We start from the raw sequence: 14,980 nt of genomic DNA on the forward strand, positions 1-14,980 counted from the left end.
CATGCAGCCAACACGCCGTTCGTATTCCAAATCCTTCAAAGCCCAGGTCATTCAAGAGTGTGCCCAACCCGGGCCATCGATTGCAAGAACTGGCTCTTCGCCGGATCGCTACGCAACGGAAAAAGGGCGGCGGCGATCATGAGCTTGATCCAGTCTGCGCGGCTGAATGGTCATGATCCGTACGCCTATCTAAAGGATGTTCAACGGCGCCCGTATCTTCATCGAAAATGCAGCTTTTCAAGGAAATGCTCAATCAACAGCGGGATGTCTTCGCGACGATCACGCAGCGTGGGAATTCGGACTGGATAGACATCCAATCGGTGTAAAGGTCGGCACGAAATGTCCTACCTTCACAGCCTGACCGAGGTCTTCATGAGTAGCACCGATGACGCGCACATCGACACTGCGGGTCTGGCTATCGCCCACCCGTTCAAGTTCCCCCTCCTGCAAAACGCGCAGTAAACTAGCTTGAGCACGTGGCGTCAGCTCGATGATTTCTTCGAGAAACAGCGTGCCGCCATGTGCCCGCTCGAAGCGGCCCATGCGACTTTTCCTGTGCTGCTTTTGCGTTCGTCGCGGCATGCGCCTGTGCCTTGGCGGTTTTCTTTTGCTCGTTGGGATTGATCTGCTCATCGATGAGCGCACAGGCCTGGTTACGGGCCTTGCGGATGTCCGTCAGGGATTTGCGCGGCCAGGATCCGCAGGAGTACTCTTTGTTCTGGTCGCCCCAGCCCGATAGAAAAAGCTGACCGACACACCGTCCTTATGGACTGAGATTCGACCGGCGAGATTGCCATCCTCCCTGAGGATGTGGCCGTCATCGTTGGCGGTCAGCGACTCGAGTTCTTTGATGGTGATTTTGCCCATGAAATGGACTCCCCCTACTTTTACCCCCACAAAAACGTCGGCTCTTGATGGACGTTACTGGACTCTCGTAGAGCAGAGCGCCGCTGGAGCTCCAGTAATGACGAGTTGGTCCCCCCTGGACTTGCCCCTAAAAAACCGGACACCAACTCCCTGTTAAATTGATGCGGCTGCCAAGCGCCTGAACTCCCTCGGCGAGCGATAGTTCAAGGCGCTGTGCGGATGCTGCTCATTGTAGTGTTCGAAGGCAATAGCCAGGTTACGCAGCGCCGTTTCTCGATCAGGCTTGGGCATGTGCGCCACGTAGTCACGCTTGATCGTCTTCACGAAGCTCTCGGCCATGCCGTTGCTCTGCGGGCTGCGTACCGGTGTCGTCACCGGTTGCAAACCGATCTGCCGGGCAAACAGGCGTGTCTGTTCGGCGGTGTACGCTGAGCCGTTGTCGCTTAGCCATTGCACTGGCGTGGCGGGCAGTTGATCACCAAAGCGCTTTTCCACGCTTTCCAGCATCAAGTCGCGGATATCATCGCCGCTGTATCCGGTCGGGCTCGCGACCCAGCCGATGGCTTCGCGATCACAGCAATCCAGGGCGAAGGTCACGCTCAGTTTAGCGCCGTCCTCGCAACGGAACTCAAAGCCGTCCGAGCACCAACGCGTATCGCTGGTTTCCACCGCAATACGGCCTTCGTGCCGACGCGGCACACCGGGCTGTTTGATGCGGCGCTCAAGCAGCAAGTTGTGATCACGCATCACCCGGTAAACCCGCTTTACGTTGATCGCGGGTAGCAACTGGGTTTCACGGGCACGACGTAGTAATCCCCAGACACGACGGTAGCCATAGCTGGGCAACTCGCTGATCTGGTGTTGGATTTCGACCACCAACTCAGCGTCGTTCACAGGCTTGCTTCGCCGTGCCTTGGGCACCACCGATTGCTTGATTCGAACCGTTAATTGCGAGCGCGCCACACCGAGACATTCGCTGACCAGCTTCACTGGTCGTCCCCCGGCAACAAGGGTGAGTGCGCAATCCATTTTCGCGACCGGGCGATCTCCACGGCCTCTTTGAGGATTTCTGCTTCCATCGTTTTCTTGCCCAGCATCCGTTGCAATTCACGGATCTGCTTGAGCGCATCGCTCAGCTCGGAGGCCGGCACCACCGCTTCACCGGCACTGACCGCCGACAGGCTGCCGTCCTGATACAGCTTGCGCCACAGGAACAGCTGGTTGGCATTGATGCCGTTACGCCGAGCCACCACCGAAACGCTTTGCCCAGGCTCAAGACTCTCGCGAACCATGGCCAGTTTTTGCTCCGGGCTCCAGCGGCGCCGCCGCTGGTGGCCCAAAAGCTCCCCACTCTTATCGTTGCTGCTAGTCATAAACATAACCGTTTGCCTATCCCTTATCGTAAGGGGGAAACGGTGTCCTGTCTTTCATGGGGCTCGTTCACCCCCTATTAATGGGGGGGAAGTGTCTGGCGATCTGAGAGAATGCCAGTTGATATTTTATCCATTTAGAGAGGACAGTAGGAGTCCTGATACGGGACGCACGCTGTTAAAGGTCTTGCAGAACAGGTTTGAATATCCGGAGGGACTTGTCACGCTTAGCGTTGTGATGGCGAGTCGAGAGGACTCATCCTAAGGTATACGGCAGACACCGTCGTCTCCTAGGCTTCGACAGCTATCGATAATCCAGCGAGGTCCTCACGAATGGATCCCATATCGCCTGAGTTAATTCTCAAAACGACACCGCCGCGCAGCCAGAAAACTGCGCAGGTACGCAGTCGCCTGTGCATTGACTCCCCAGAACTCGCGGAAAAGATCGTCATCGCTGTCCAGGCTCCGGCAGGTTTTGGCAAAACCTTCCTGTTGACCCAATGGCGCCGCGAATGCCTGTCTCTTGGGGCGGTGGTGGCCTGGCTCACACTCGATGCTCACGATGATGCCGAGCGTTTTGTCTACGGACTGGCAGCCGCCATGGCCATTGGCAGTGGTCGTTCATCTTTCGCGCGCTCTGCCGAACGCATGCCAGGAAAGGGCAGCGACGAACTGGAAGGACTGACTCAATGGTTGGCAGAAGTGGCTGACCTGGGCAGCGAAACCGTGCTGATTCTGGATGAGGCCGACACCCTGCTCGAAGCCAACGTCCGTCATTCGTTGACCTATCTGTTGCACAACGCCCCGGCTAATTTGCGCATCATGATGGCCTCTCGCGGACGCTTGAATCTGCAAGTGGCCGACCTGATGGCGAGCGGACGTTACGCAACGATCACGACACCCGCCCTGCGCCTGGCGGTAGAAGAAACCGTTGGAATACTCAATGGCCGTTTTGGTGCGCTGATGGATACCGATCTCTGTGTGCGCCTGCATGAGATCACCGAGGGTTGGCCACTGGGCTTGCAGTTGGCGATTTCCGCGATGGAAAAAAGCCAGAACTTGCGTGCTGCCATTGAAGAACTGTCGACTTGTTCCGGTGATATCCAGCGCTATTTCGTCGACAGTCTCATTGCTCATCTGCCCGATGAACAGGTGCAGTTTCTTGTAAGCATTGCGTTTCTGGAGACGATTCAACCTTCTCTGTGCATCGCACTGACGGATAACCCTCGGGCGGATGAACTGCTCAAGGTGTTGTGTGTTTCGACGCCAATTTTCGTCGAGGGTGTCGACAGCGACTGGGTACGTTTTCATCCGTTGGCGCGTGAGTTTCTTCATGGTCGTTTTGCCAGTCTGCCGCTGGAACAGCGTCAGGGGTTTCACGAACGGGCGGCGATGTGGCTGGAGCAAAACGGCTTCCTGGAACTGGCTGCCCGGCAATACCTGTTAGCCGGCCTTTCAAAGCCTGCCTTCATCATGATCGAAGCCTGCCTCTACGACGTCATGTTACGGGGGCAGTTCAGTCGAGTACTGGAATGGATCAAGGAGCTTGAGCCTGCGGATGTTTTATCTCGTCCGCGTATATGTCTGGCTGCGGCCTGGGCGTTGGCCATGGGTGAGCGTCAGGCTGAAGCGGCGCAATTGATTGCCAGCATCGAGCAGCACCCGTCTGCCGATGAGGCCACACGCTGCGAAGCTGCGGCCATTGCCACTGCCGCTGCTTACTTTGCCGATCGCCCGGACGAATCGCTGGCGCTCATCACGCCTTGGGTCGATCGGCTGCCTTCGTTCTCAATCAAGTTGCAAGCCATTGTGGCCAATCAGATTGCGCGGCTGGCCTTGTTTCAGGGGCAGCCGGAAAAAGCCCGGCGTATCTTTCAGCGTGCACCGCATTACGCTTGGACGCCGGGACTGGATGCCATTCGTGGCTTTGGTGAATGGGTGGTGGGACTGACTTACCTGTGCGAAGGGCGAATGGTGCCGGCAGAGGCTGCGTTACGCGACAGCCTGTTGCGCGCAGAACGGGACATTGGTCGACGCAGTCCTATGACAGTCATGTTGGCCTGCAGTCTCGCCACCGTATTGCTGGAGCGAGGCGAGCTTCAAGAAGCCGGCACTGTAATGGCGAACAGACTGGATATGGTGGAACGCCTGGCTTCGCCGCACGCCATTGTGCTCGGTTTTCTCACAGCTGCACGTCTTGCCGCGATACAAGGGCAGGGGCATCGCGGGCAGGACATCCTGGAAGCTTTGTTCGCCCTCGGTGAAGAGCGACACATCCCGCGGTTCTGCATCGCTTCGCTGGGCGAGCAGATTCGCCTGCACGCGTTGCAAGGGCGGGTCGATACCTGCTCTGTATTGTGGCGACGTCTGGACGATCTCATTCCGCTCATTGCTCGCGAGAATCAAGGCTTGCTGGGGCCGGAATTGGCCTTGCTTGCGGGGATGGCCAACAGCTATGTGTTGTTGGTGAAAAAAGATTGGCCGGCGTTGTTGCTGGTACTGGGAAGCGTGAACAATACCGCCGAGCACTTGCGGCGCGGTCGGGAAATTGTCCAGATCAAGCTGCTCCGGGCGTTGGCACTCGACGCGTTGGGAGAAGATGGCACTGCCTGTTTATTGGAGGCCGTCAGCCTGGCGCAGGAGTACGAATTGCAGCGAGTCGTGCAGGACACGCATCCCGATCTCGTCAAATGGGTACAAAAGCTTCAGCACCAAACGCTCGTGCCGAAAGGCTCTTCGCCTCAAGTTGTCCCTGTTTCGCGAGTGGAGTCGGCGACGTCAAGCGTTTCGCCCAGTCGACTGTTGACCCCCAAGGAGCGTGAGGTGCTGCAATTGCTGGCGCGCAATCTGTCGAACAAGCAAATCGCCCTGGCCTTGAATGTCGGCGAGGAAACGGTGAAGTGGCACCTGAAAAACCTGTTTGGAAAATTCCAGGCCGGTACCCGCAAGCATGTCGTCGCTCGGGCGTACATGCTGGGCATTCTCGAAACGGCGGGCTGAGTCCCGACCACCCCGCGCTGTATACCAATGCTGATCCGCCCGGATCATTCCTCGACTCCCCCATCCTGATTCCTATACCCCCTGACGATGGGGGGGTGACGGCTATGGGCACGCAATAGTCTGGACCCAAGAAGAGTTGCCGCTGCATGTCGGCCGGCGAGGAGCAAGGGTTATGGCTGAGAAAGTGCTGATCGCCGGGGCCGGTATGACGCCGTTCATCCCGTTGGGGAGTTGCGACAGTCATGCCGCATTGGCAGGTCAGGCCATCCGCTCGGCGTTGGAAGATGCGCGAATCGACTATGACCTGGTCGACCAGGTGTTTACCTCGTGCGTACACGGTGACGCCAGTGTCGCAGAGCAGATGCTGTCCCGGATTGGTTATTCGGGCGTGCCGGTCTTCAGCCTCAGCGATGGGTGTGCAGCGGCCAGCAGCGCATTTCAACTGGCCCGTCACAGCGTGATTTGCGGTGAGGCCGAGTGCGTATTGGTCGTGGGTGTCGAGTGCATGTCCGCACGGATTTCCAACCGTGAGTTTTTTGGCCTGAAGGATCCCGTTCGCGATGACTTCGCAACGGACCTGCGCGCCAGGGATCCGGTTGTATTCCTCGAGCGCCGACAGCAGCCGGCGGCACTTTTTGCGGCGCAAACCAGTTGGTTATTGACCCGTATGGGTATCACCGAGAGCAGCTTCGATCAGGTGCTCAACCGGGCGTGGGCCCAGGCCTCGGTCAATCCCGACGCCTTATTGAATCGCCGTCCGGATCGCGATGGCTGGCTGCCGCCTTACTTGTCCCCGCCGGCCAGCGGTGCGGCGGCGGTGCTGATCTGCTCACCGGCCTTTGCCCTGCGTTTCGGCGCCCGGGCTGGCGTCACGGTACTGGCCAGTGCCCGTGGCAGTGACAGCACCTCGGAACAGGAGGGCGGCTGTGTGCTCGATGTGCTGGGACGAGCGACCACGCGGCGAGTAGCGCAGCAGGCCTATCAACTGGCCGGGCTGGGTGCAGAAGACATCGATGTGGTTGAGCTGCATGACCAGAGCGTCGGCGACTACATGGTCAACAGCGCTGCACTGGGTTTTTGCCAGGAAGAGGAGATCGAGCGCTTCGTGCAACTCGGTCACGGTTTGAAAGGCCAGGCGAACGCTGTGTGTCCTTCGGGCGGCTTGCTCGGGCGTGGGCACGCTCCAGGAGCCACCGGATTGGCGCAACTGGTCGAACTGGTCTGGCAATTACGCGGCATGGCCCAGGGCAGGCAAATTCCGGGAGCTCGTATCGCGCTTCAGCACAGCACCGCCTTGGGACGGGCTATGTCGATCACCATTTTGCAGCGCACGTGAGAGGAGGCTCAGTGAACTGCAGACGCAACAGATGACTTTTCGTAAACCATAGAGCAGGTGGCAAGTTAGATGAACAAAAACAATAAGATCTGCCATGCAAACCTCCGCAGGGGGTTGCTGACTTCAGCCATCCTGGCGGGCCTGGGCATCACACCGGCACAGGCATTGGAAATTGACACGGGGAACGAAGACCTGGCGGTTCGCTTCGACAACACGGTGAAGCTCAACTACGCCCAGCGTGTGGAAGCCGCCAACAATAAGTTGGCCAATTCCTGGAACAACAATGACGGAGATCGCAACTTCTCTTCCGGCAGTCCGGTCTCTCAGCGCGTGGATGTACTGTCCGAGCTGGACGTGGTTTACAAGCAGCAGGCCGGTTTCCGCGTTAGCGCCAACACCTGGTACGACCATGCCTACGACGATGTCGGCAGTGACAATGCGTCGACCAACCAACTCAACAACGGTCGGCCGGATTCCCGGCACCTGAGTGGTTACGCCGATCGTTATTACAACGGTCCTTCTTCCGAAATTCTCGATGCCTTCGTCTTTGGCAGTACGGAAGTCGGTGATGAATCGCTGCTCAGTGGCAAGGCAGGCAAGCACACTCTCTACTGGGGTGAGAGCCTCCTGGCCTTTGCTCACGGCAACAGCTACGGGCAGTCTGGTCTCGATCTTTCCAAGTTTCTGGCGGTGCCGGGAACAGAAGCCAAGGAGCTGTTCATTCCGCGCAATCAGTTGTCCGCGAGCTTCACGCTCAACCCGGAACTGACCGTCGGCGCGCAATACTTCCTGGATTGGGATGCCGCACGTCTACCGGAGTCGGGCACCTACCTGGGGTTCAACGACGGCATCCAGAGTGGCGGGCATAACCTGTCGCTGATTGGCGGGCAGAATCCGTTCTTCGGTACCCCTGGGCCACTGGGCGCCAACCAGTTTCTGCGGCTCTCCAACGGGCATACCTACACCCCGGACAAGCACGGCGACTTTGGCCTGATGGCCAAGTGGAGCCCGGAGTGGCTGCAGGGCACGCTGGGTTTCTACTACCGCAAAACCTCGGACATTCTGCCGAACATTGTGTTGCAGCCAACGGCTGTCGGGCCCGCACAACTGATCTCCGGGAATGCCGGCAGCTACAACCAGTTCTATGTCGATGACATCGATATCTACGGCATCAGCCTGTCGAAGAACATCGAAGGGGTCAGCGTCGGCCTCGACGTCAACTACCGCCACAACATGGCGTTGGCCAGCGTGCCGGCCACCGTCAGTCCGGCAGCGGGTGCGGCCGGTTTGCCAGGATTCATCAGCAGTTTTGACGGTGACAACGCCGTCGCCCGAGGCAACACGGTGCATGCGGTGCTCAACGGCTTGACCACCTTTGGCGCAACGCCTGTGTGGGACAGTTCCACGCTGCTGGTCGAGCTCGCTTACAGCCGCTGGCTGGAGGTGACTGAAAACGAACAGCTGTTCAAGGGCGAAAGCTGGTACCGCGGCACCGACAAGGTCAGCAAGGACAACTACGTCCTGGGCATCAACTTCAACCCGACCTGGTACCAGGTGTTCCCCGGCATCGATATGTACATGCCGCTCACCTACAACGTCGGCCTCAAAGGCGATTCCGCAGTGCAGTTGGGCGGTAACGAAGGCGCAGGCAACTATTCGGTCGGCGTCGGCATGGATGTTCACAACCAGTACCGCTTCGACCTGAAGTACGTGGACAACTTCGGCGGGATCGACACCTGCAATGCGGCGGGTGCCGCGACGGCCGGTGGCGTGCAAGGACAAGGTGCCGCGCCGGGCGCCAATGGCCAATACAACTGCACCCCCGGCCAACCGACCGCTTTTGCCGGTACCTTCGCTCAGCTCAGCGATCGCGGCATGGTCACCCTCACTTTTAAAACGACCTTCTGACCGAAGCGTGCCTCATCACAGGAGACAAACGATGAAATTTGCCAAATCCATACTGGCCAGCACCTTGGTGTTGGCAATCACAGGGACTGCCCATGCGGCGGTGTCCCAGGACGAAGCCGCGAAGCTTGGTACCAGTCTGACCGCCGTCGGCGCCGAAAAGGCCGGCAACGCTGATGGCAGCATTCCTGCCTACTCAGGTGGACTGACCAGCAACCCGGCCACTTTCCAGGCGGGCAGTTCCTTTCGCCCCGATCCGTTCGAAAGCGACAAGCCACGCGCCGTCATCACGGGCAAGAATGCTGCCGATTTCGCCGGCAAACTGACCGCCACCACTCAAGAGTTGCTCAAGCGTTACCCGACATTCAGGGTCGATGTGTTTCCGACGCATCGCAGTGTTGCGCTGCCTCAACGGTTGCTGGACAACACCGCGAAAAACGCGGTCGGCACCAAGACCCTCGAGGGCGGTGTAGCGCTGGAGAACGCACTGCCGGGCGTACCGTTCCCGATTCCGAAAGACGGCAATGAGGCCATGTGGAACCACCTGCTGCGTTATCAGGGGTACGCCACCAACTTCAAATACGATTCCTGGAACGTCGACGGTTCCGGCAAGGCGATTCTGGCCACGACCGGTAATGCGTATCTCGAATACCCGCTTTACGATCCAAAACGTACGGAGCCGGCGAAAGAGAGCGATCTGTTCTTCAAGACCAAACTCTACTATCAGGCGCCTGCGCGCCGTGCGGGTGAGGCGATCCTGGTACTGGATGCGGTCAACCCATTGAAAATGGAGCGTCGAGGCTGGCAATACCTGCCAGGCCAGCGTCGCGTGAAATTGGCGCCGGACATCGCTTACGATACGCCGAACCCGGGCTCGGCCGGCGCCTCGACCTATGACGATGCGTGGGTGTTCAACGGTGCACTGGACCGTTACGACTTCAAACTGGTCGGCAAAAAGGAAATGGTCGTTCCCTACAACACCTACAAGCTGAACTATCACAAGGAAGCGGCCGACATCACCACGCCCAATCACGTCAACCCTGACCTGACGCGCTGGGAGCTGCACCGTGTGTGGGTCGTCGAGGCCACGCTGAAACCGGGCAAACGCCACATCTACAGCAAGCGCACCTTCTACCTCGACGAGGACAGCTGGATCGCCCTGGCCTCCGATGAATACGACGCCAGCGGCAAGCTGTACCGCGGATCCTTTGCACACCTGGCTTACAGCTATGACGTGCAGGCGCCGAACTCGGACAACCACATGATTTATGACTTCGTCTCCGGCAGCTACAACATCACCGGCGTCTATGGCCCGTATGGCGGCGTCAAGTACATCGATCCGCTCTCGAAAGCGCAGTGGGCACCTGAGTCATTGGCCGGCACAGGCATTCGCTAAGCCGCCATACCCAGGTGTTTTTTTGTCGCCGGCAGTGTGCCTCGCACTGTTTGGCGGCTTTTTTTGCCCGAGTAAACGTCATGAATACATTCCGATGGGCCGTGCTCTCTGCACTGGTCGTGGCACTGGCTGTGCCGTTCACCCGTCACGTCGTCGCCGCGGAGTTTGTCGACACCCTGTCGAGCCCGGCGATTCAGAGTGAAAAAGCCCTGCAGGGCATGTTCACCGGCCTGGCCAGTGCGGGTCAGCGACTGATCGCCGTGGGCCAGCGCGGCCATATTTTTTATTCCGATGATAGCGGCGTCCGCTGGCACCAGGCAGAAGTACCCGTCAGTTCCGATCTGGTGGCGGTGCAGTTTCCGAGCCCGACGCAGGGCTGGGCCGTCGGGCACGACGGCGTTGTATTGCACAGCGACAACAAGGGTGAAACCTGGACGCGCCAGCTCGATGGGCGTCAGGTCGGGCAGATCATGCTCGACCACTATCAACGCCAGCAGGCGCAACAGCCGGATGACGCCGCGAGTGCTTTGTTAGTGGATGAATCCCGGCGAATGATCGATGAAGGGGCTGACAAACCCTTTCTGGACGTGTGGTTCTCAGATGAGAAAACCGGCTACGTCATCGGCGCGTTCAACCTGATTTTTCGCACCGACGATGGCGGCCGGACCTGGGTGCCGCTGATGGACCGTACCGACAACCCGGGGGCGCTGAATCTGTACGGGATGCGTGCGATCGGCGATGACCTGTACATCGTCGGCGAGCAGGGGCTGGTGTTGAAACTGGACCCGGCCACGCAACGCTTCGTCAGCGTCCCGACACCCTACAGCGGCAGCTATTTCGGCATTACCGGCAAGCCGGGCGTCGTGATTGTGTTTGGTCTGCGCGGCAACGTGTATCGCAGCGTCGATGACGGTGCGAACTGGAACAAGGTCGAACCGGGCTTATCCCTGAGCATCACTGCCGGCACCGTCACGCCAGACGGCCGAATCATCCTGGTCAGCCAGGCCGGCCATGTACTGGTCAGCGTTGATGACGGCGCAAGCTTTACCCAGCAATCACAAAACCGACCGGCCCCGGTTGCTGCAGCACTGGCTGCCGGGCCGGGTTCGCTGCTGGTCGCGGGTGCCCAGGGCTTGCGTCAGTTGCCCTTCGAATAAGCCTTCTTCACATAATAAAAAGAGACGACAAACGTCATGGGTAACTACAACCACGATACGATGCCGGTGATCCAGGAGCTCAAGGGCTTCGATGCACGCTCCGGCAATTTCCTCGAACGCCTGATCTTCAATAACCGCCTGTTGGTGGTGCTGACCTGCCTGATCGTGACCGTACTGTTGAGTTACTTCGCGGCCACGCGGCTGACGCTCAACGCCAGCTTCGAAAAGATGATTCCGCAGAGCCAGCCTTACATCAAAAACTACCTGGAAAACCGCCAGTCCCTGCGGGGATTGGGCAATACCGTTCGGGTGGTCGTAGAAAATACCGATGGCGACATCTACGACCCGAAGTACCTTGAGGTGCTCAAGCAGGTCAATGACGCGCTGTTCCTGACACCGGGCGTGGACCGGGCCTGGATGAAGTCGTTATGGACGCCGGCCGTGCGCTGGACCGAGGTCACGGAGGAAGGCTTCCGTGGCGGGCCGGTGATGCCTGATTCGTATGACGGCTCGGCCAGTGGCGTCGAGCAACTGCGCTTGAACATTGCCCGCTCCGGCATCATCGGCAGCCTGGTCGGCAACAACTTCAAATCGAGCATGATCTTTGTGCCGCTGCTGGAGAAAGACCCGGTCACCGGCCAGGCGATCGACTATCACCATTTCTCGCGCATGCTCGAAGAGCAGTTGCGCAACAAGTTCGAGTTTGCGGACAACGGCGCGGTGCACAAGGCCGGTGAGGAGGGCAAAGGTCCGATCAAGATCCGGGTCATCGGTTTCGCCAAGCTGGTGGGCGACCTGATCGATGGGCTGATGCTGATCATGATGTACTTCGGCGCCGCGGCGCTGATCGCCACCGCCATCATCTACTTGTTCACCCGGTGCGTACGCAGCACCGCGTTAGTCATTTTGTGCTCGGTTATCGCCGTGGCCTGGCAACTCGGGCTGGTCACGCTGTTCGGCTACGCACTCGACCCGTTTTCGATTCTGGTGCCGTTTCTGGTGTTCGCCATCGGCGTGTCCCACGGCGCGCAGAAAATGAACGGGATCATGCAGGACGTCGGGCGCGGTACTCACCAGTTGATCGCCGCGCGTTACACCTTCCGCCGCTTGTTCCTCGCGGGGCTCACGGCGTTGCTCGCCGATGCCGTGGGTTTTGCGGTGCTGATGCTGATCGACATTCCGGTGATCCAGGATCTGGCCGTCACCGCGAGCATTGGCGTGGCGGTGTTGATCTTCACCAACCTGGTGCTGCTGCCGGTGCTGTTGTCGTATTGCGGCGTCAGTCCCAAGGCTGCGGCACGCACCCTGCGTCAGGAAAGCCAGGAATTGAAGGGCAGGGGGCTGGGCAATCTCTGGAACCTGCTCGACCGCTTTACCGAACGTCGTTGGGCGACCGTGGCGGTGGTGGTTGCCGGGCTGCTGGCGGTGGGTGGCTTCGTGGTCAGCACCCACTTGAAGATCGGCGATCTCGACCCGGGGGCACCGGAGCTGCGCGCGGACTCACGGTACAACCGCGACAACGCCTACATCACCGCGAACTACTCACTGTCCAGCGACCAGTTCGCGGTCATGGTCAAAACTGCCAGCGAAGGCTGCCTGAAGTACGAAACCCTGGTGGAGGCCGATCGCCTGGGCTGGCTGCTGCAGCAACAGCCCGGCGTACAAACCACCGTGTCGCTGGTCAATGCCGTGCGGCAGATCACCGCCGGTTCCTACGAAGGCAACCCGAAGTGGCTGACCATCGCGCGCAACCAGAACGTGCTGAACTACGGCGCGCAACAGGCTTCGGTGAACAACCCGGAGCTGTTCGACAACGACTGCTCGATGATGCCGGTGATCGCTTATCTGTCGGATCACAAGGCTGAAACCCTCGATCATGTGGTGAAGGTGGCGGATCAGTTCGCTCGGGAACACAGCAACGGCGATCGTCAGTTCATGCTCGCGGCCGGCAGCGCCGGGATCGAGGCCGCGACCAACATCGTCGTGCGCGAGGCCAACCGCACCATGCTGTTCTACGTGTACGGCGCGGTGATCGTGCTGTGTTTCATCACCTTCCGCAGTTGGCGCGCGGTGATCGTGGCGGTGGTGCCGTTGATGCTGACCTCGATTCTCTGCGAAGCGTTGATGGTCTGGCTGGGCATGGGCGTGAAGGTCGCGACCTTGCCGGTGATCGCCCTCGGTGTGGGGATTGGTGTGGACTACGCGCTGTACCTGCTCAGCGTGCAACTGGCGCAGCAACGTGCCGGTCTGTCGTTGACCGAGGCGTACAAAAACTCCGTCGCGTTCACCGGTAAAGTCGTGGCGCTGGTGGGGATCACCCTGGCGGCAGGGGTCATTACCTGGGCCTGGTCGCCGATCAAGTTCCAGGCCGACATGGGCATCCTGCTCACGTTCATGTTCATCTGGAACATGATCGGCGCGTTGGTGTTGATTCCGGCGCTGTCGCACTTCCTGCTTAAACGCGCGCCTTAAAAACGGCACAGAGAACCCGGTACGCCGTGCGTTGCCGGGTTGTGTATCCATTCCGATGATAGGGAACAACTCGATGAACAGTATCCGGTTGAAAGCTATAGCCTGCGCAGCAGCTCTGCTTATTGGCCTTCCGACAGTCCAGGCCCAGACAGGTGTGAGCCCTGAAGAAGCACGGGCCATCGCCAAGGAAGCCTACATCTACGGTTACCCGATGGTAGACAACTACCGCATTCAACATGGGTACTTCGTGGATCAACAGAATCCAGAATACAAAGGCCCCTGGAATCAGATTCACAACACGCCTCGCGTCTATACCCCCGCAGACAAGGCTGTCCAGACGCCTAACTCCGATACGCCGTATTCATGGGCGGGCCTTGATCTGCGTGCCGAACCGGTCGTCCTCACGATGCCCCCCATCGAGAAAGGGCGTTACTTCAGCGTCCAGCTCACGGATCTTTACACCTTCAATTCCGACTATATCGGCAGCCGTACCACCGGCAATGAGGGCGGTAGCTTCCTGATCGTCGGGCCGAACTGGAAAGGTGATACGCCCAAAGGTATTAAAAAGGTATTTCGCGCTGAAACAGACCTGACGCTCGCCATCTATCGCACGCAATTGTTCAGTCCTGGCGATATCGAGGACGTAAAGAAGGTTCAGGCCGGCTACACCGTGCAGACACTTTCGACGTTCCTCGGTCGCGCCCCGGCGAAAGCCGCGCCGCCGATTGATTTCGTCAAGCCACTGAGTCGTGAGGCGCAAAAAACCGACTTGCAGTTGTTTAGTACGCTGAACTTTCTACTGCAGTTTTGCCCAACCGATCCTTCCGAAAAAGACCTGATGGCGCGCTTTTCCAGAATCGGCGTCGGCGCCGGAAAAGACTTCGACCCGGCCAAGCTCAGCCCCGAGATGAAGGCCGCCATTGAGCAAGGCATGGCCGATGCCTGGGATGCCTTTGCCGGTGGCGTCAGGCAGCTGAATGAGGGAACGCTGACATCGGGCGATATTCTTGGCTCGCGCGAGGCCATGAAGAACAACTATTTAAACCGCATGCTCGGGACGATTGGTATCTATGGCGCCTCCAGGCAAGAGGCGATGTATCCGTTCTACCGTGTCGATGCCGACAAGCAGAAACTGGATGGAAGCAAGCGCTACAGCCTGCGTTTTGCGCCTGGTCAGCTACCACCGGTCAATGCGTTCTGGTCGCTGACGATGTATGAGCTGCCGGGCAGCTGGCTGGTCGACAATCCTTTGAATCGTTACCTGATCAACTCGCCGATGCTGCCACAGCTCAAGCGCGATGCTGACGGTGGCGTGACGCTGTTCATCCAGCACGAATCCCCAGGCAAGGACAAGGAGGCCAACTGGGTGCCTGCGCCAGAGGGGCCGTTTGCCATGTACATGCGTTTGTATTGGCCAAAAGAGTTGGCGTTGTCAGGTCAATGGACTGCGCCTGCGCTGGAACAAGTGAATTAATCC

General features: G+C 59.0%; 8 protein-coding genes and 3 pseudogenes. 8 read left to right on the forward strand and 3 right to left on the reverse strand.

What is annotated here, in order from left to right; genetic code table 11:
* Positions 1 to 72 precede the first annotated feature (72 nt).
* Positions 73 to 309: pseudogene (locus ACA062_RS11075) on the forward strand (transposase domain-containing protein); the annotation flags it as partial.
* Here the strand turns inward: ACA062_RS11075 and ACA062_RS11080 are convergent.
* From ACA062_RS11080 to ACA062_RS11090, 3 genes and pseudogenes are all read right to left on the reverse strand, one after another.
* Positions 228 to 555, reverse strand: a pseudogene (locus ACA062_RS11080) (sigma 54-interacting transcriptional regulator); the annotation flags it as partial. The pseudogenes ACA062_RS11075 and ACA062_RS11080 overlap by 82 nt on opposite strands.
* A pseudogene (locus ACA062_RS11085) lies at positions 545 to 867 on the reverse strand (integrase arm-type DNA-binding domain-containing protein); the annotation flags it as partial. The pseudogenes ACA062_RS11080 and ACA062_RS11085, both read right to left, overlap by 11 nt.
* Positions 868 to 1,020: 153 nt before the next feature.
* Positions 1,021 to 2,240, reverse strand: a protein-coding gene (locus ACA062_RS11090; RefSeq protein ID WP_497456163.1) for an IS3 family transposase whose coding sequence is annotated in 2 segments (ribosomal slippage) — positions 1,021 to 1,895 and positions 1,895 to 2,240 — 1,221 coding nt in all. Because the reading frame shifts where the segments join, the coding sequence is not laid out codon by codon here.
* 330 nt (positions 2,241 to 2,570) lie between these two features.
* Between ACA062_RS11090 and ACA062_RS11095 the strand changes: the two genes are divergently transcribed.
* The 7 genes from ACA062_RS11095 to ACA062_RS11125 all read left to right on the forward strand — a co-directional run bounded on the left by ACA062_RS11095 (position 2,571) and on the right by ACA062_RS11125 (position 14,977).
* Positions 2,571 to 5,237: a winged helix-turn-helix domain-containing protein gene (locus ACA062_RS11095; RefSeq protein ID WP_497456392.1), complete on the forward strand. Its 2,667-nt coding sequence runs from the start codon at positions 2,571 to 2,573 to the stop codon at positions 5,235 to 5,237.
* Positions 5,238 to 5,409: 172 nt separating this feature from the next.
* Positions 5,410 to 6,573, forward strand: a complete 1,164-nt coding sequence (locus ACA062_RS11100) for a thiolase C-terminal domain-containing protein (protein ID WP_497456393.1) — start codon at positions 5,410 to 5,412, stop codon at positions 6,571 to 6,573.
* Positions 6,574 to 6,642: 69 nt separating this feature from the next.
* Positions 6,643 to 8,481, forward strand: coding sequence for a DUF1302 domain-containing protein (locus ACA062_RS11105; protein ID WP_497456394.1), 1,839 nt, complete (start codon positions 6,643 to 6,645; stop codon positions 8,479 to 8,481).
* 31 nt (positions 8,482 to 8,512) lie between these two features.
* The gene (locus ACA062_RS11110; RefSeq protein WP_497456395.1) at positions 8,513 to 9,874 is read left to right on the forward strand and encodes a DUF1329 domain-containing protein; all 1,362 of its coding nucleotides are present in this window, start codon (positions 8,513 to 8,515) and stop codon (positions 9,872 to 9,874) included.
* 80 nt (positions 9,875 to 9,954) lie between these two features.
* On the forward strand, positions 9,955 to 11,031 hold the full coding sequence (locus tag ACA062_RS11115) for a YCF48-related protein (RefSeq protein WP_497456396.1): 1,077 nt from the start codon (positions 9,955 to 9,957) through the stop codon (positions 11,029 to 11,031).
* A 36-nt stretch (positions 11,032 to 11,067) separates the two neighbouring features.
* Complete coding sequence (locus ACA062_RS11120) at positions 11,068 to 13,503, forward strand: efflux RND transporter permease subunit (protein ID WP_497456397.1); 2,436 nt, start codon at positions 11,068 to 11,070, stop codon at positions 13,501 to 13,503.
* A gap of 73 nt (positions 13,504 to 13,576) precedes the next feature.
* Entirely contained in the window at positions 13,577 to 14,977 is a 1,401-nt protein-coding gene (locus ACA062_RS11125; RefSeq protein WP_497456398.1) for a DUF1254 domain-containing protein, read from the forward strand.
* The last annotated feature ends 3 nt before the right edge of the window (positions 14,978 to 14,980 follow it).

The sequence above is a fragment of the Pseudomonas sp. LBUM1679 genome (assembly GCF_059695565.1).

Bases quoted from the DNA above. Each gene is read 5' to 3' on its own strand.
- ACA062_RS11095 (WP_497456392.1), top strand. From the start codon at position 2,571: ATGGATCCCATATCGCCTGAGTTAATTCTCAAAACGACACCGCCGCGC.
- ACA062_RS11100 (WP_497456393.1), top strand. From the start codon at position 5,410: ATGGCTGAGAAAGTGCTGATCGCCGGGGCCGGTATGACGCCGTTCATC.
- ACA062_RS11105 (WP_497456394.1), top strand. From the start codon at position 6,643: ATGAACAAAAACAATAAGATCTGCCATGCAAACCTCCGCAGGGGGTTG.
- ACA062_RS11110 (WP_497456395.1), top strand. From the start codon at position 8,513: ATGAAATTTGCCAAATCCATACTGGCCAGCACCTTGGTGTTGGCAATC.
- ACA062_RS11115 (WP_497456396.1), top strand. From the start codon at position 9,955: ATGAATACATTCCGATGGGCCGTGCTCTCTGCACTGGTCGTGGCACTG.
- ACA062_RS11120 (WP_497456397.1), top strand. From the start codon at position 11,068: ATGGGTAACTACAACCACGATACGATGCCGGTGATCCAGGAGCTCAAG.
- ACA062_RS11125 (WP_497456398.1), top strand. From the start codon at position 13,577: ATGAACAGTATCCGGTTGAAAGCTATAGCCTGCGCAGCAGCTCTGCTT.